This is a genomic window from Roseovarius sp. W115 (assembly GCF_032842945.2).
Taxonomy (GTDB): Bacteria; Pseudomonadota; Alphaproteobacteria; order Rhodobacterales; family Rhodobacteraceae; genus Roseovarius; species Roseovarius rhodophyticola.
The window spans coordinates 1,978,697-1,994,516 of the sequence record NZ_CP146606.1 but is presented as its reverse complement, the minus strand read 5'-3'; the positions used below and the strand labels follow the sequence as shown (position 1 = coordinate 1,994,516).

14 protein-coding genes and 1 pseudogene are annotated in these 15,820 nt (G+C 56.2%); 6 read left to right on the top strand and 9 right to left on the bottom strand.

The features are described from left to right. Positions 1-43 precede the first annotated feature (43 nt). The 5 genes and pseudogenes from RZS32_RS10050 (at position 44) to RZS32_RS10030 (ending at position 5,599) form a co-directional block, all read left to right on the top strand. Positions 44-828, top strand: a pseudogene (locus tag RZS32_RS10050) (ABC transporter ATP-binding protein). Positions 829-1,029: 201 nt separating this feature from the next. Beyond that, entirely contained in the window at positions 1,030-1,962 is a 933-nt protein-coding gene (locus RZS32_RS10045; protein WP_317056845.1) for an ABC transporter permease, read from the top strand. Next, the gene (locus RZS32_RS10040) at positions 1,959-2,810 is read left to right on the top strand and encodes an ABC transporter permease (protein ID WP_317056844.1); all 852 of its coding nucleotides are present in this window, start codon (positions 1,959-1,961) and stop codon (positions 2,808-2,810) included. The genes RZS32_RS10045 and RZS32_RS10040 overlap by 4 nt, the downstream gene beginning before the upstream one ends. A gap of 30 nt (positions 2,811-2,840) precedes the next feature. After that, positions 2,841-3,833 (top strand): ABC transporter substrate-binding protein, encoded by a 993-nt coding sequence (locus RZS32_RS10035; RefSeq protein ID WP_422395911.1) that lies wholly within the window; start codon positions 2,841-2,843, stop codon positions 3,831-3,833. 290 nt (positions 3,834-4,123) lie between these two features. After that, complete coding sequence (locus RZS32_RS10030) at positions 4,124-5,599, top strand: D-alanyl-D-alanine carboxypeptidase family protein (protein WP_339106608.1); 1,476 nt, start codon at positions 4,124-4,126, stop codon at positions 5,597-5,599. Positions 5,600-5,634: 35 nt separating this feature from the next. On the opposite strand, the gene ccoS is transcribed toward RZS32_RS10030, so the two are convergent. The 9 genes from ccoS to ccoN all read right to left on the bottom strand — a co-directional run bounded on the left by ccoS (position 5,635) and on the right by ccoN (position 14,754). Then, positions 5,635-5,793 carry a cbb3-type cytochrome oxidase assembly protein CcoS gene (gene ccoS / locus RZS32_RS10025; protein WP_317056843.1) on the bottom strand — a complete coding sequence of 53 codons (159 nt, stop codon included), beginning with the start codon at positions 5,791-5,793 and terminating at the stop codon, positions 5,635-5,637. Beyond that, positions 5,790-7,982, bottom strand: coding sequence for a heavy metal translocating P-type ATPase (locus RZS32_RS10020; RefSeq protein WP_317056842.1), 2,193 nt, complete (start codon positions 7,980-7,982; stop codon positions 5,790-5,792). Before RZS32_RS10020 ends, ccoS begins: the two co-directional genes overlap by 4 nt. Positions 7,983-7,989: 7 nt before the next feature. Next, positions 7,990-8,445: a FixH family protein gene (locus tag RZS32_RS10015; RefSeq protein WP_317056841.1), complete on the bottom strand. Its 456-nt coding sequence runs from the start codon at positions 8,443-8,445 to the stop codon at positions 7,990-7,992. Then, complete coding sequence (ccoG, locus tag RZS32_RS10010) at positions 8,445-9,881, bottom strand: cytochrome c oxidase accessory protein CcoG (RefSeq protein WP_317056840.1); 1,437 nt, start codon at positions 9,879-9,881, stop codon at positions 8,445-8,447. Before ccoG ends, RZS32_RS10015 begins: the two co-directional genes overlap by 1 nt. A gap of 105 nt (positions 9,882-9,986) precedes the next feature. Further along, a complete protein-coding gene (locus RZS32_RS10005; RefSeq protein WP_317056839.1) occupies positions 9,987-10,868 on the bottom strand; it encodes a LysR family transcriptional regulator in 882 nt (293 codons plus the stop codon). 460 nt (positions 10,869-11,328) lie between these two features. After that, a complete protein-coding gene (gene ccoP / locus RZS32_RS10000) occupies positions 11,329-12,195 on the bottom strand; it encodes a cytochrome-c oxidase, cbb3-type subunit III (RefSeq protein WP_317056838.1) in 867 nt (288 codons plus the stop codon). A 3-nt stretch (positions 12,196-12,198) separates the two neighbouring features. Next, on the bottom strand, positions 12,199-12,393 hold the full coding sequence (locus RZS32_RS09995; RefSeq protein WP_317056837.1) for a cbb3-type cytochrome c oxidase subunit 3: 195 nt from the start codon (positions 12,391-12,393) through the stop codon (positions 12,199-12,201). 12 nt (positions 12,394-12,405) lie between these two features. Next, positions 12,406-13,134: a cytochrome-c oxidase, cbb3-type subunit II gene (gene ccoO, locus RZS32_RS09990; RefSeq protein ID WP_317056836.1), complete on the bottom strand. Its 729-nt coding sequence runs from the start codon at positions 13,132-13,134 to the stop codon at positions 12,406-12,408. Between the two features lie 15 nt (positions 13,135-13,149). Beyond that, positions 13,150-14,754, bottom strand: coding sequence for a cytochrome-c oxidase, cbb3-type subunit I (ccoN, locus tag RZS32_RS09985; RefSeq protein ID WP_317056835.1), 1,605 nt, complete (start codon positions 14,752-14,754; stop codon positions 13,150-13,152). Between the two features lie 217 nt (positions 14,755-14,971). On the opposite strand from ccoN, the gene RZS32_RS09980 reads away from it, so the two are divergent. After that, on the top strand, positions 14,972-15,814 hold the full coding sequence (locus tag RZS32_RS09980) for a universal stress protein (RefSeq protein WP_317056834.1): 843 nt from the start codon (positions 14,972-14,974) through the stop codon (positions 15,812-15,814). Positions 15,815-15,820: the final 6 nt, after the last annotated feature.

The window sequence follows — 15,820 nt, the reverse complement described above, 5'->3', positions numbered from 1 at the left end:
CGCCAGCACGTCGCCATGCACTAGTGCAAGCAAGGAAGAACTCGTGAAGACCAACCCGGTGATCAGCGCCCAAAACCTCTCGCTGACCTTCCAGACCGGTGATGGCCCGGTGCATGCGCTGAAGGACGTGTCGCTCGATGTCGAAAAAGGCGACTTCGTCTCCTTCATCGGTCCGTCCGGATGCGGCAAAACCACTTTCTTGCGCTGCATGGCGGACCTAGAACACCCCACCGGCGGCAAGATCACGGTCAACGGCACTTCCCCCGAAGAGGCCCGCCGCAATCGTGCCTATGGTTACGTCTTCCAGGCCGCTGGCCTTTACCCCTGGCGCACCATCGGCGGCAATGTCCGCCTGCCGCTCGAAATCATGGGGTATGACAAGGCTGATCAGGCCGCGCGCGTAAAACGTGTTCTCGACCTCGTGGATCTTGCCGGGTTTGAAAAGAAATTCCCCTGGCAGCTCTCCGGCGGCATGCAGCAACGCGCCTCGATTGCCCGCGCACTGGCCTTTGATGCCGATATCCTGCTGATGGATGAACCTTTCGGCGCGCTCGATGAAATCGTCCGCGACCACCTGAACGAGCAGCTTCTCTACCTCTGGGAGCGCACCAACAAAACCATCTGTTTTGTCACCCACTCCATCCCCGAGGCGGTCTACCTCAGCACGAAAATCGTCGTCATGTCCCCTCGTCCGGGCCGCATCACCGATGTGATCGAAAGCCCCTACCCCGAGAGCGCCCTCTGGACATTCGCGACACGAAAGAATTTCTCGACATTGCCCATCGTGTTCGCGAAGGTCTGCGCGCGGGGCACAGTTATGAGGATTGAAACACCACCAAAACCGGACGCCCCCACCCTTTTGACCGAGCAGGGGACTTTCTCCGTTCACGGCCATCGGCTCTCCAGCCTGTGCCGCCTCTGCAAGCAACCACCAAATCCTTTCATCGTTCTTAAAATACTCAAAAAACTGCGCTCAAATCTTGCGATGGAAATTGAGTATTTTTGGAACTGTGAAGTCGGGACGTACGCATGAGAAGCCTCTTGCCCATCCTGACCGTGCTCGGCGCGATAGTCGCGATCTGGTACTTGGCGGTCGCCCCAATGAATCTGCGCGTGGCGCTGGACCAGGTTGAGCGCAGCGGTGCAACAGTGGAGCCCGCCACTTCCGTCGAACGGCGCGCGACCTCTGTCTGGCGGCTGATGCTCAACAACTCGGAACATGTCTCGGTGGGATACGCGCTTGAGCGCCCGCGGTTGCCCACACCAACGCAGGTGGGACAGGAGCTTTGGAAAACGACTGGCGAGATGGTGTTGCGCGGGCGGGCGCTGTCGAAGCGTTCGCTCATTCTCCATGGGTGGATCACACTGAAATCGACCTTGTCTGGTTTTGTGTTGGGGACTGTTCTTGGCATTCTGGGCGCAGTCGCCATTGTTTACTCGCGGGTCACCCGCATGAGTCTCATGCCCTGGGCGATCATCAGCCAGACCATCCCAATCGTGGCCCTTGCTCCGATGATCATCGTTCTCTCCTCTCAGCTCGGGGTCGAGGGACGCGGCCTGCCAAAGGCGATCATATCTGCCTATTTGTGTTATTTTCCGGTGCTTGTCGGCATGGTCAAAGGGCTACAATCCCCCGCCATTGCACAGCTTGATCTTTTGCGCACCTACGGCGCCTCGGGCTTGCAAAGCTTTCTCAAGCTACGCCTGCCCGCTTCGGTGCCGTACCTCTTTACGTCTCTCAAGATCGGGATCGCCGCAGCCCTTGTTGGCACCATTGTCGGAGAGCTGCCCACGGGCGCGGTTTCCGGTCTCGGCGCGCGCATCCTGATCGGAGATCAATTCGGCACGCCGCTTGCGATTTGGGCCGCTCTGTTCACGGCCGCCATACTTGCCGGGCTACTAGTCACCTTCCTGGATCTGTCCCAGCGCCTGATCCTGCGACGCATGGGGATGCCATCATGACCTGGCTGGGGATCGCCTTGATATTCTGGCTGGCGGCCTGGGCTGTGAACGTGGCGCTGGCCCGGTCGCGCTATCACAACACCAAACCAGTGCGTCTGATCGTACCCCTATTGTTTGGTGGCTCTCTTCTGGTTTTGTGGGAAGGGTTGGTTCGCGGCTTAGGCATCTCACCCGTCATCCTGCCCGCGCCCTCCGTTGTGGCTCAAACCTTTGTCACTTCAACAGACATTCTTTGGGCGGACTTCACCCAGACAGTGCTGAAAGGTGCATTGTCGGGCTATGCCATCGGATGTCTGTCAGCTTTCATCGCCGCCATTGCCATTGATCGCTCAGCCTTCCTCACCAGGGGGCTATTGCCAATTGGCAATTTCGTTGCCGCCCTGCCCATCGTTGGGATCGCACCCATATTGGTGAGTTGGTTCGGTTTTGACTGGCAGTCCAAAGCCGCCGTTGTCGTCGTGATGGTATTCTTTCCGATGCTGGTAAACACGGTTCAGGGTTTGCGAGAAACGGATCAGATGCAGCGCGATCTAATGCATACATACGCCGCAGGCTATATCACCACACTTACCAAACTGAGACTTCCGGCGGCGATGCCGTTTGTGTTCAACGGTTTGAAAATCGCCGCCACGCTGGCCCTGATCGGGGCTATTGTGGCAGAGTATTTTGGCTCACCTACGCGCGGGATGGGCTTCCGAATTTCCACGGGAGTCGGCAGTCTTTCAATTGATCTTGTCTGGGCCGAGATTTTTGTCGCGGCCTTGGCGGGATCGGGATTTTACGGCGCGGTTGCACTTATCGAACGAGCCGTGACATTCTGGCACCCATCACAACGGGGCCGGGCGTAAACAAAAAATTAAACCAAGGGAGAAATGAAAATGAAGAACCTCACATATTCCATTGGCTTTGCTGCCGCTGCCTTTTGGGGCGGGATGGCACAAGCCGCCGATGACGTCACACTACAGCTCAAATGGGTAACGCAAGCGCAATTCGCCGGTTACTACGTCGCACTCGATCAGGGCTTTTATGAAGAAGAAGGCCTGAACGTCACGATCAAACCGGGCGGCCCGGACATTGCCCCGGCTCAGGTCATCGCCGGTGGCGGGGCCGATGTGGTGCTTGACTGGATGCCCTCGGCTCTGGCCTCTCGTGAAAAGGGTCTGCCGCTTGTGAACATCGCGCAACCATTTAAAAGCTCCGGCATGATGCTGACCTGCCGCAAGGATGCCGGCGTCGCTTCTCCCGAAGACTTCGCTGGCAAAACGCTAGGTGTCTGGTTCTTTGGCAATGAATACCCCTTCCTGAGCTGGATGAGCCAGTTGGGTCTTTCAACAGATGGCGGTGAGGACGGCGTGACTGTTCTCAAGCAAGGGTTCAACGTCGATCCGATCTTGCAGGGTCAGGCGGCTTGCGTTTCGACGATGACTTACAACGAATACTGGCAAATCATTGATGCGGGGCTGAGCCCGGACGACTTGGTGGTTTTCAAGTACGAAGACCAAGGCGTCGCGACACTTGAGGACGGCATGTACGTTCTGGAGGAAAACCTCGAAGACCCAGCTTTTGTCGACAAAATGACCCGTTTCGTACGGGCTTCGATGAAAGGCTGGAAGTGGGCCGAGGAAAATCCCGATGATGCGGCTTTGATCGTGCTCGACAATGACGAGACCGGTGCACAGACTGAGAAGCACCAAAAACGCATGATGGGCGAGATTGCTAAGCTGACTGCAGGGTCGAACGGAGCACTTGACCCTGCAGATTTCGAAAGGACAGTCCAATCGCTTTTGGCAGGTGGATCCGATCCAGTGATAACCGATCACCCCGGTGAAGCTGCTTGGACACATGCCATCACGGATGCGGCGCTGAACTAAATTAAACAAAACAGAAGCAAGGCCCGGGACATTGTCCTGGGCCTTTTGCTTTGCCCAAATATGGACAACAACCTGATCCTAGCCGATCGGACACAGTCCCGCCACAATTGACGATATTGCCGGTCAGCTAAAAAATGCCGCAACATGTAGTCAAATTTCTGGCAGATCGCCCCTGAAATCTATGAAAATTCAGACTTTATTCAACGCGCCCTCTATGCTACTGTTTTATCAATCAAAACATGGCCAGTCGAAAAAATCGGCGGTCAACGAGGCAGAGAAAGAGCAGTTCCATGAGAACGCGCAACAAGCAGCCCCTTCGCTGGGGTCTGGTGGCTTTGGCTACCATTTGGATGTTGGTGGTGGTCCCGTTAAGCGCGGCAGCAGCCCCTTATGCAGCACTGGTGATGGACGCACGCAGCGGTAAGGTGCTGCATTCGCGAAACGCCGACACACGGCTTCATCCCGCATCGCTTACCAAAATGATGACGCTTTATGTGGTGTTTGAAGCGGTGGAGAATGGCGAGATCAGCCTGGACACGCCGGTGCGCATCTCCAAGCATGCCGCAAGCGAACCACCAAGCAAACTTGGGCTGCGTGCAGGGCAAAAGATCCAGCTTCGGTATCTCATCCGTGCAGCGGCGATCAAATCAGCAAATGATGCGTCCACCGCTCTGGCCGAAGCAATCGAGGGGTCTGAGGCGGCCTTTGCGCGGCGCATGAACCGGACCGCCAAGGCACTTGGCATGACGCGAACAACCTTCAAGAACGCCCATGGGCTTACTGAAAAAGGGCACCTTTCCACGGCCCGCGACATGACGATCATGGGACGGCATTTGTTTTATGATTACCCTGAATACTACAATCTTTTCTCGCGGATCACTGCGAATGCAGGTGGCACCAAGGTCTATCACACAAACCGCAAGCTATTGCGCAGCTATCGTGGGGCCGACGGCATTAAAACAGGCTACACCCGCGCGGCTGGCTTCAACCTGACCGCATCCGCAGAGCGCGGAAATGAACGTATCATTGCAACAGTTTTTGGCGGGCGATCGACCGCCACACGTAACGCCAAAGTGGCTGAGCTTCTTGATCTGGGTTTCAAACGTGCGCCAACACGCACGGCCCTGCTGCGTCCCGCAAAGCCGCCTTACATGGGCAAAGCTGGCCGCGGAGATGGCCATTCGGTTCCTGGCGGCACCGGCCGTACAGTACGCTTGGTTGCAGCCGCCGCTGTGAAGAAAAGCTTACGTCCGCAAACACGCCCTGGCGCGGAACCTGCAACAACACCGGTCCCTGCCGAAGAGGCTCCGGTTCTTGTGGCCAACAAGTCAGATATCGAAAAGGCCCTCTTGGCGGCGGTCAGCACGTCGTCCAAACCCGATGTGCCAGCAGCGGTTCTTGCAGCAGCCCCGACCAAGCCAACTTTGTCGCCAAAGATACGTCCGGCCAGCCTTCAGATAGCAAAGGCTGAACCTGCAGAAGACCCTGTTCAAGAAGTGGTCACACGGCTGTCGACATCCGGTGGGCGACACTGGGGCATCAATGTTGGTCAATACCCAAGCCAATACAAAGCGCGCAAGGTGCTCTTGCAAACGGCTTTGAATGAAATGGAAACGCTGGATGGCAGTTTGCGCAAAGTGGTCAAACGCAATACCGGGTTTGACGCCAACTTCATGGGATTGACCGAAGAAACCGCGGACATGGCCTGTCGTCGCTTGCAAGCCAAGCAGATCACCTGCGAAACGATTCAGCCCGGCGGCGTTTAGCTTTAGATCTGGCAGAAACACATGATCGGCTCGCCTTATGGCTTGGGCCTGTCATCATATTCGTCGCTCAGAATCCGCTGCGCATCGCCATCCGGGTCGTCATACTGGTTGGTCTTCACCGTCCATATGAAAAACCCAAGCCCCAGCCCGCCCAGAATGAGCGAGATCGGGATAAGGTAGGTCAGAATGTTCATCCACGACCTTTCACGCGCAGCGAATTGAGCGAAACGGTAATCGAACTTGCCGACATCGCCAAGGCTGCGATCAGCGGTGTGGCCAGACCGGCAACCGCCAGCGGCACAGCGATGATGTTGTAAAGCGTCGCAATTCGGAAGTTCTCGCGAATGCGTTTGGTGGCCGATTTCGCGGTGGTGCAGGCATCAGACACCGGCGACAAATCATTGCCCAAAAGCACGATGTCACTGGCAACACGCGCCGCATCAAGTGCAGTGGCCGGAGAGATGGACACATGCGCCGCTGCCAGGGCCGCGGTGTCGTTGAGCCCATCACCCACCATCAAAACATGCGCGCCATCTTGAGTCATATCCTGAATGCGCCGCGCCTTGTGTTCCGGTAATGCCTCTGACATCCAGTTTTCAATACCAAGTCGCCGCGCCAGAGCTTCGACCGCAGGGGTGGTGTCACCCGACATCAAGCACACCGTCTTGCCACGTTCGCGAAGCGCGCGCACCGCGTCTTCCGCCCCTGCCCTTAACGCATCCTCGAAACGGAACGCCAGCGGCGTTTCCTCACCGATTTGCAGATAGGTCGCGGTTTCGGCCAATGGTTCGGCGCCGAGCCATTTGGCGCGACCAAGACGCACCGGCTGGCCTTCAAACACAGCTTCAACGCCAAATCCCGGAACTTCACGTGCTTCACTGATCGATGCGGCTGCAAACCCCGCATCCAAAGCGGCACGGTAAATCGCCTTGGCCAATGGGTGGCTCGATTGCGCCGCCAATGCCATGGCCAGTTCCACATCCGGGCGCGGCAACTGCTCCAGATTTGTCAGTTGGGGCAAACCTTCTGTCAGTGTTCCTGTCTTGTCGAAAACCACAGTGTCCACTTGGGCCAGCCGCTCCAGCGCGGTTTCATGCTTAATCAGCATACCTTTGCGGAACAGCCGCCCTGATGCTGCAGTGGTGACGGCAGGAACAGCCAATCCAAGCGCGCAAGGGCATGTGATGATCAAAACCGCTGCCGCGATATTAAGCGCTGTGCGCATGTCAAATGTGTAGAGATACCAGCCTACAAAGGCCAAGGCCGACAATATATGCACGCCGGGAGCATAGAGCTTGGCCGCACTATCGGCCAAGGATGTGTAACGTGAGCGGCCAGATTCAGCGATGGCCACAAGATCGGCCATGCGGTGAAGTGACGTATCTCGACCAACGGCAGTCGCCCGGATGGTCAAAGGACCGGTCAGGTTGACTTCACCTGCCGAGACCGCAAGCCCTTCTTGCGCAAAAACCGGAAGGGTCTCGCCGGTCAGAAGAGAACGATCAATCTCAGATTGCCCCTCAACAATATCGCCATCCACCGGCACACGCCCACCGGGGCGAACCCGCACCAGATCGCCAACGGAAATTTCGGAAATGGGCACCTCTTCCTCCGTGCCATCCACAACACGCCACGCGCGCGGCACTTCCAGCGCGGTCAGTTCTTCAGCGGCAGATCGTGCAATGGCTCGCGTGCGATGATCCAAGTACCGCCCGATCAGCAGAAAAAAGGTCAGTGCAATGGCCGCGTCAAAATAGGCGTGATACCCGGACAGAGACGTCTCCCAAAGCGACGTTACTACCGCCAACCCAATGGCTAAAGAAATCGGCACATCCATGTTAAGCCGCCCCTGCCGCAGCGCAGTCCACGCATTGCGAAAGAACGGCTGGCCCGAGAAAGCAATCGCGGGCAGTGCAATCGCAGCAGAAATCCAGTGGAACATGTCGCGTGTGGCGGCTTCTGCGCCGGACCAGACCGAGACCGACAACAGCATGACATTCATCATCGCAAAGCCAGCCACAGCAAGCCGCATCAAAAGCTCGCGCCCGGCACGATCTGTGCTGGTTGCGTTCAAGGCACTTGGATCAAGCTCATGCGCCTCATATCCCAGCCCTTCAACGACATTGCACAACATGGCAGCCGTCACTTCCGGCTCAGCCTCAATAGTGGCGCGTTTGAGTGTCAGGTTCACACGTGCAGCACGCACGCCGGGATGAGCCGACAGGCCGCGTTCAATCTTGGAAATGCAGGCGGCGCAATGGATTGTAGGCAATGAGAGCGCGATATCACCTGATACAGGCTTTGTCTCCGCCAATGCCTCCGCCGCCGGAACAACCGAGCAAGCCGGACAGGCAGAGACAGGTTGCTTCAGTGTGGCGGTCACTGCTCCCTTACTCCTTGATCAGGACAACACGTTGTTGAAACTCGGTGCCATCCGCCGACAACGCGCGCATCCGGACATTCCAGTTCCCGTCCGATAGCTCCAGCGGTGCGACATATGACACCCCGTCAAAGCGAAACTCCGGCTGACTGTCTTCGCGCACATGCGTGGCGCGGCCTACAGTCGCGTGAATCTGGGCAGCCTTTACAGGGCGGCCATTGTCATCGCGAATGCTCAGGCGCAGTTGCCCCTGGGCATGCGTGGCTTCAACCTTCCAGCCCAACTCTTGCTGAGCCGCGCGTCGATCATCAAAGGTTTGGCTGGCGATGTATGAATTTTTCACCTCTACCCCAGGGAAGGTCTTTACGGCGGAGTAAGCCAAAGTGAAGTTCACCGCGATAATGACGCCAAAGGCACCGAGAAAGCCAAAAAAGACATGCATGCCAGTAATCTTGCGCTCGGTCATCAGTTGCCCTTCCCGTTGAAAATTGTGTCTTTGTAAGCCCGGTCACCGTTGGAGATGTCTTCGACCCAAAGCCGTACATCTGACCGCTCAGCTTGCGCCGGACCAGAGCCTGCTGGCGCGATAAGGTAAACCCTCTGCAGATGGGTTTTGTTGGCAGGCACGTTCACCGATGCATAAGGCGTGCCTTCTAGCTGAACCCGTACTGCCGGATCGCCCGTGACCGTTATACGGAACGGCCGATCATCGCCATGTTTGTTCAACAAGCGCACCTCATAGGTGTTGCGGATCGAACCATCTGAGAGAGTAATAAAGGTCGGGTTACGGACCGGTGCCACGGTCATTTCGATATCCGAGCGAATAAAGAGCGCGAACAACAGGCTAAACCCGACAATCGACCATAGAGCCGTATACATGATCGTACGTGGACGCAGGATGTGGCTCATCACTTTCTTCGGCGCCTTGCCCTGCCGCTCATACTGTTCGTCGGTCAGAGCCAGGTAATCAATCAAACCACGCGGCTTGCCGATCTTGGCCATGATGTCGTCGCATGCATCAATACAAAGCGCACAGGTGATACACTCCATTTGTTGCCCATCACGAATGTCGATGCCCATGGGGCAGACATTCACGCAGGCCATGCAATCAATGCAGTCGCCTTGTGCCTCGCCGGCCTTGACCTCTTCGGAATGCTTGCGCGGCTCGCCACGCCATTCGCGATAACCGACCGTCAGCGTGTCTTCGTCCATCATGGCAGCCTGAATACGCGGCCAGGGACAGGCATAGATGCAAATCTGTTCGCGAGCGAAGCCGCCAAAGAAAAAGGTCGTGGCCGTCAGGATTGCAATTGTTGTGTAAGCAATCGGATGCGCGTTGAGCGTAAACAGATCGAGCAACAGCGTTGGTGCATCTGTGAAGTAAAATACCCACGCACCACCTGTCAGCAGACCAATGATCAACCAAACTGTCCATTTCGTCAGCCGCAAGCGAACTTTGCGAAAATCCCACTTCTTCTGCCGATGCAAGCGCAGCCGCGCGTTGCGATCCCCTTCGATCCAACGCTCCACCAGAATGAACAGATCCGTCCACACGGTCTGAGGGCAAGCATACCCACACCACACGCGGCCCATCGCAGATGTGAAGAGAAACAGGCCCAGGCCCGCCATAACCAACAGCCCGGCGACGAAATAAAACTCGTGCGGCCAGATCTCGATCCAAAAGAAAAAGAACCGCCGATGCGCCATATCAACCAGAACCGCCTGATCCGGAAGCTGCGGACCGCGATCCCAGCGAATCCATGGTGTCAGGTAGTAAATCCCAAGCGTCACAATCATGATGACCCATTTCAGGTTGCGAAACCAACCACTTACGCGTTTGGGGAACACAGGTTCCTGCGCAGCATAAAGACTTTGTGGGGCATTATCTGAATCAGCGGGCACGTGAATGACCTCTATTTCTCCTGTTTCGCATGGTTTTCATCCCATGTCGGACGACCAAGCACCTTGACCTGAGTCAAACTACGCGGCTTCTCACGGAGTGTTATGTCATTCAGATGCCGATAATTTTTGCCGTTTGAGCCAAGTGACAAACGCTTTGGCATTGGGTCGCATAACGCCGGGGCGGGTCACTATATGATAGCCTGTCTCTCCGCGGTCCAAAAAGAGCAGGCGCAGGCGTCCTGACGCTATATCATCTTTAACCGAGGACATAGCCGTGCTGATCACACCCTGCCCGGCACGAGCACCTTCCAGCATCAGGTTGCCAGGCATTTGAGTAATCCGTTTGGCGCGACCTTCAACCACCCCATGCTTGCGCAACCAATCTGTGGATTCACTTGTGCCCAATTCCTCCAACCAAGGGAATTGAAGCAAATCCGCCGGGCATTCGATCACGCAATCACCGACCAAGGATGGAGCGGCCGTTACCGCAATATCCGTTGGCACCAGCATTTCGGCTTCCAAACCCGGCCAATCGCCAGAGCCAAAGCGCAAGCCAACATCGATACCGCCAGGTTCAGGATCGAAGAGCTCGGCAGAGGGGTTCACCATCAGATCAATCTCGGGATGTTTAGACTGAAAATCTAAAAGCCGCGGCATCAGCCAGGTCGTCGCAAAAAGCGACGTCGTAGATACATGTACAGGCCTGTTTGCATCCGCGCCTGTTAAAGCTGCCACAGCACGCGCCATCGTTCCAAATCCGGATTTCAACGCTTCGGCCAGTTCTTCTCCTGCTGGCGTCAACGTCAAGGACCGTCCTGATCGGTCAACCAGTGGAACACCGATATGACTCTCAAGCGCTTTGAGTTGCTGGCTCACCGCTGCATGGCTGACATTAAGCATCGTTCCAGCCGCAACAGCCGAGCCGGTTTCAGCCAGCGCATGAAAGGCACGCAGAGACGTCAGAGGAGGTAGGTCTTTCCAATCCATATGTAATTTTTACTTACATCTATGATTTTTTCCTGAGTCGCATATTTGCGCATATTCCCCCATAAATAAAGACATGATCCAGTAAGAAAAGGAAACGATATGTTATCTATATTTTCAGATACGTTCCGCACTGCGACCCGGACTGATTCCATGACCAATGGTCGTGTTCGGTCGCATTGGCCAGCCTCAGAACGGTTTGACACCCGCGCTGGCGCCGAACTTGAAGCACACCGTGTGGCCCGCCGTCGTGTATAAACGACCCTTGCTCCCACCGGTGCAGCCGCCCGTGTCCAGAGGTGATCCCTGGCCTTGGCGCGGGCGGCGCTGGCGTCGTTCTGGTTCTTTGATCTGGGGTCGCCGATAAAAAAATGCACCGACCTTTCCAAAAATGCGCGAACAGGAGGGAAAGGTCGGTGCTATGTCCTCGGGATAATCTGACCCCGGGGATCGTTCTTAAACTTTATTCGCCGCCACCAAGCTGATGGACGTAGGCTGTGACAGCGCGGATCTCAGCCTCAGTAAGGCGACTGTTCCAGTTGGGCATGACGCCAAAACGTGCGTTGTTCACTGTTTCCATGAGAGATGCGTAGTCTCCGCCATAGAGCCAGATCGCGTCATTCAGGTTCGGTGCCCCTTGAAAGACATCGCCTTCCGCCGCTTCGCCATGGCACGCCGCGCAATTGTCAGCATAGACCACTGCACCCGCCTCAACTTGAGCAGGGTCCTGCGCCTCACCGGACAAGGACATCACGTAGTTGACCACTTGCACGATCTCTTCTTCGGCCAATAACTCATCGCGTCCAAAGGCCGGCATTTCCGAATACCGCGCATCGGGGTCTTCCTCGTTGCGGATACCATGGCTGATGGTGAGATGGATGTCTTCCATCGTACCACCCCAGAGCCAGTCGTCATCTGACAAAGTCGGGTAACCGACAAATCCACCACCTTCACGGCCATGACACTGCACGCACCAGGTGTTGAACACCGCCTCACCGGCAGAACGGGCATAACCCTGAAGTTCAGCATCGCTGGTGATTTCAGTAAGTTCGACGCTGGCCAGCCTAGTGTTAATCTCGGCGTTGGCCGCTTCAGCCTCTTCGATATCAGCGGCCACATTTGCACGCGTGGACCACCCCATATAGCCCTCAGTCGCCCCCGAGATCATCGGCCAGGCGGGATAAGCCACCGTGTACCAAAGGCCCCAGATGATGGTGATGTAGAACACCCAGACCCACCAGCGTGGCAAAGGATTGTTCAGCTCTTCGATACCGTCCCACTCATGACCTGTGGTTCCGACATCGGGTTTATCTTCTGGTTTTTGAGCCATGTCTCAATCCTCCTCAGAAGCAGGTCCGGTATCGGACACAGGTGCATTTTCATGCCGGAATGGAATTCGCGACACGCTGTCATAGGCGTTTGTGGCACCAGGGCGCATGACCCAGATGACCACGCCGACAAAGAAGGTGAAGAGCGCCAACAGCATCCAGCTGTCTGCAAAGGCGCGAAGAAATGTATAGGTTTCCATGCGTCTTTTCCTTTACCGGCTGGCCACGGGTGTGAAGGTCGAGAAATCAACCAACGTGCCCAGCATTTGCAGATAGGCGATCAGCGCATCAGCCTCGCTGATGCCCGGAGCATCATCAAAGTTACGCACTTGAACCGTCTCGCCATAGCGCTCCAAAAGCCCGTCAAAATCCTCATCAGGGTTCGCCTGAACCAGGAAGTCAGCCTGGGCGTTTTCGATCATCTCGTCGGTGTAAGGAACACCCACGAAACGATGCGTCTTCAGCAAATCACCGACGTATTCACCATCGATCAGGCGGTCTTCGAGGTAGCCGTATTTTGGCATGACCGACTCTGGCACCACAGATTGCGGATCACGCAGGTGGTCCAGATGCCAGGCATCCGAATACCGCCCGCCCACGCGCGCCAAATCCGGACCGGTACGCTTCGATCCCCATTGGAACGGGTGATCATACTTGCTTTCTGCCGCGAGGCTGTAGTGCCCATAGCGTTCGACCTCGTCCCGCATTGGGCGGATCATCTGGCTATGGCAGACATAACATCCTTCGCGGATGTAGATGTCACGCCCGGCCAACTCGAGAGGTGTATAGGGGCGCATGCCCTCAACCTCTTCGATCGTGTTTTCCAGCCAGAAGAGCGGTGCGATTTGCACGATGCCCCCGATGGTCACCACGAGGAAGGCAAAGATTGCCAACAGGGTTACGTTCTTTTCAAGAACTGTATGTTTGTCGAGAATTCCCATTATCTGTCCCTCCTCTTATTCGGCCGGGACCGCGGAGTTATCGGCTTCAACAGCCGGGCTCCGACGAACGGTCATGAAAAGGTTGTAGCACATGATGATTGCGCCGCTCAGGAACATCACCCCGCCAAGACCGCGCACGACATACATCGGCAGTTTGGCAGAAACGGTGTCCGCGAAAGAGTTCACCAGGAAGCCGTTGGCATCCACTTCACGCCACATCAGGCCCTCCATGATGCCGGTCACCCACATGGATGCGGCGTAGAGGATGATGCCAATCGTAGCGAGCCAGAAGTGCCAGCTTACAAGACTGAGGCTATAGAGCCGTTCCTTGTTCCACAGCTTCGGCACCAGAAAGTAGAGGCAGCCAAAGGTGATCATGCCGTTCCAACCCAGCGCGCCGGAATGTACGTGCCCAATGGTCCAGTCGGTGTAGTGCGACAGGCTGTTGACCGCGCGGATCGACATCATCGGTCCTTCAAAAGTCGACATGCCATAGAAGCCAAGGCTGATCACCATCATCCGGATCACCGGATCAGTGCGCAGCTTGTCCCAGGCGCCCGAGAGCGTCATCAGACCGTTGATCATGCCGCCCCAGCTGGGCATCCACAAGATCACCGAAAACACCATGCCAAGGGTCGAGGCCCAGTCCGGCAGAGCGGTGTAGTGCAAGTGGTGCGGACCCGCCCAGATATAGAGGAAGATCAGCGCCCAGAAATGGATGATCGACAGTTTGTAGCTGTAGACCGGGCGACCAGCCTGCTTTGGCACAAAATAGTACATCATCGCCAGGAACCCGGCGGTCAGGAAGAAACCCACCGCGTTGTGGCCGTACCACCACTGTGTCATGGCATCCTGCACACCACTGAAAAGCTGAACCGACTTCGAGCCCCAGATAGAGACCGGGATCGACAGGTTGTTGATCAGGTGCAGCATGGCGACCGTGATGATGAAGCTTAGATAGAACCAGTTTGCGACATAGATGTGCGGCTCCTTGCGTTTCACCAGCGTGCCGACGAAGACCGCCAGATAGGCCACCCAGACAATGGTCAGCCACCAATCGACATACCATTCAGGTTCTGCGTATTCCTTACCCTGTGTCGCCCCAAGCACGTAGCCTGCAGCCGCTAGGACGATCACAAGCTGAAAGCCCCAGAACACGAACCAGGCAAGATTGCCGCCCCAGAGACGGGCCGCCGAAGTGCGCTGAACCACATAGAAGGACGTCGCAATTAGGGCATTGCCCCCAAAAGCAAAGATCACCGCACTGGTATGCAGCGGTCTGAGACGTCCAAAGTTCATGTATCCTTGCGCCCATTCAAAGTTGAGCGCCGGAAAGGCCAATTGGAAAGCAATGAATGTTCCAGCCAGAAATCCAACGACACCCCAAAGTGCCGTTGCGATGACCCCAGCGCGGATCACGCCATCCATGTATTCATTAGAATAATCCCGCGTATCGGCAGGCTCATCGGTGTTGCGCAGCACCCAGACGAATAATCCGCCCGCCACGAGTGCAATTGTCAAAGCGTTGACCAGATAGGCCAGATCGCGGGCGTAGTTTGCCGCAATCAACGCGAAAAAGGTGATGAGCCCCAACGCTATAAGCTTGATATAGTTCAGCATTTTCTTGTCCCTTTGTCGCTTCTCTGCACGAGCTGAGCACACGTGCAGGCACTTTCAGACATGCCTGCTTATGTACAGAAGGCCGGGGACCTACCTTGATCTGAGTCAAGATTCTCAAAGCCTTCGAAGGAAAGTGCCGCGTTTGATTGACATCAAAGACGTGTGACGGGCCTTGCTTAAAATACACCAGCGCGACGCTTAACGGAGAGAACTATAGATGGCCTGGAAAAATCTGTTTTGCGCGTTCTCCAACACATCATTTGTGAAACCCACGCTCACTCATGCTGCCGCCCTTGCCGCCGCGCATCAGGCTCATCTCGACGTTCTCTGCCTTGGCGTGAACCGCTTCAGTTCTGACTTCTTCTTTGCTGGTGGTACGGCTATTGCACTGTCCGACCGGCTGGAGTCTTGTCAGCAAGAGGCCGTTGAGATCGAAGGTGCTGTGCGCGAAGTCTTAAACACCCAGACAGACATAAGTTGGTCATGTAGTCAGGGCATGGCCCAATTGGTCGACATGGGACACCTGGTTTCGTCCAAGGCGCGATTTTCGGATCTGGCGATACTGCCATCGCCCTACGGTGCCAGCCGCGGACCCGAAGCCGAGCCTTTAACAGAATCTGTTATGTTTGACGCACATGCACCGACTTTGATCTTGCCAGACGGCGCGCCCATGGCCACGCACCAAAGGCATATCTTAGTAGCCTGGAACGAAAGCCCAGAAGCATTAAAAGCAATCCGCGCAAGTTTGGACATCCTCAAAGAAGCGGAAAAAGTCACTGTTGTCATGATCGACCCGCCTGATCACGGTCCGGATAGGTCTGATCCTGGTGGGCTGCTCTCGCAATATCTTGCGCGGCACGGCATCAAGGTCGATATTGATGTATTGTCAAAGAACATGCCCCGCGTATCGGACGTGTTGTCTCGTCACGCGCTCGACACTCAGGCTGACCTGATCGTCATGGGCGCATATGGGCATTCCCGGTTTCGCGAAGCTGTCTTTGGCGGTGCGACACGCGGCATGCTGGAACGCGCACCGGTGCCCATCCTGATGGCACGGTAGGGGCGT

What these genes read in the sequence shown, in the direction of transcription:
- RZS32_RS10045 (WP_317056845.1), top strand. Translation starts at nt 1,030, where the DNA reads ATGAGAAGCCTCTTGCCCATCCTGACCGTGCTCGGCGCGATAGTCGCG.
- RZS32_RS10040 (WP_317056844.1), top strand. Translation starts at nt 1,959, where the DNA reads ATGACCTGGCTGGGGATCGCCTTGATATTCTGGCTGGCGGCCTGGGCT.
- RZS32_RS10035 (WP_422395911.1), top strand. Translation starts at nt 2,841, where the DNA reads ATGAAGAACCTCACATATTCCATTGGCTTTGCTGCCGCTGCCTTTTGG.
- RZS32_RS10030 (WP_339106608.1), top strand. Translation starts at nt 4,124, where the DNA reads ATGAGAACGCGCAACAAGCAGCCCCTTCGCTGGGGTCTGGTGGCTTTG.
- ccoS (WP_317056843.1), bottom strand. Translation starts at nt 5,793, where the DNA reads ATGAACATTCTGACCTACCTTATCCCGATCTCGCTCATTCTGGGCGGG.
- RZS32_RS10015 (WP_317056841.1), bottom strand. Translation starts at nt 8,445, where the DNA reads ATGACCGAGCGCAAGATTACTGGCATGCATGTCTTTTTTGGCTTTCTC.
- RZS32_RS10005 (WP_317056839.1), bottom strand. Translation starts at nt 10,868, where the DNA reads ATGGATTGGAAAGACCTACCTCCTCTGACGTCTCTGCGTGCCTTTCAT.
- ccoP (WP_317056838.1), bottom strand. Translation starts at nt 12,195, where the DNA reads ATGGCTCAAAAACCAGAAGATAAACCCGATGTCGGAACCACAGGTCAT.
- RZS32_RS09995 (WP_317056837.1), bottom strand. Translation starts at nt 12,393, where the DNA reads ATGGAAACCTATACATTTCTTCGCGCCTTTGCAGACAGCTGGATGCTG.
- ccoO (WP_317056836.1), bottom strand. Translation starts at nt 13,134, where the DNA reads ATGGGAATTCTCGACAAACATACAGTTCTTGAAAAGAACGTAACCCTG.
- ccoN (WP_317056835.1), bottom strand. Translation starts at nt 14,754, where the DNA reads ATGCTGAACTATATCAAGCTTATAGCGTTGGGGCTCATCACCTTTTTC.
- RZS32_RS09980 (WP_317056834.1), top strand. Translation starts at nt 14,972, where the DNA reads ATGGCCTGGAAAAATCTGTTTTGCGCGTTCTCCAACACATCATTTGTG.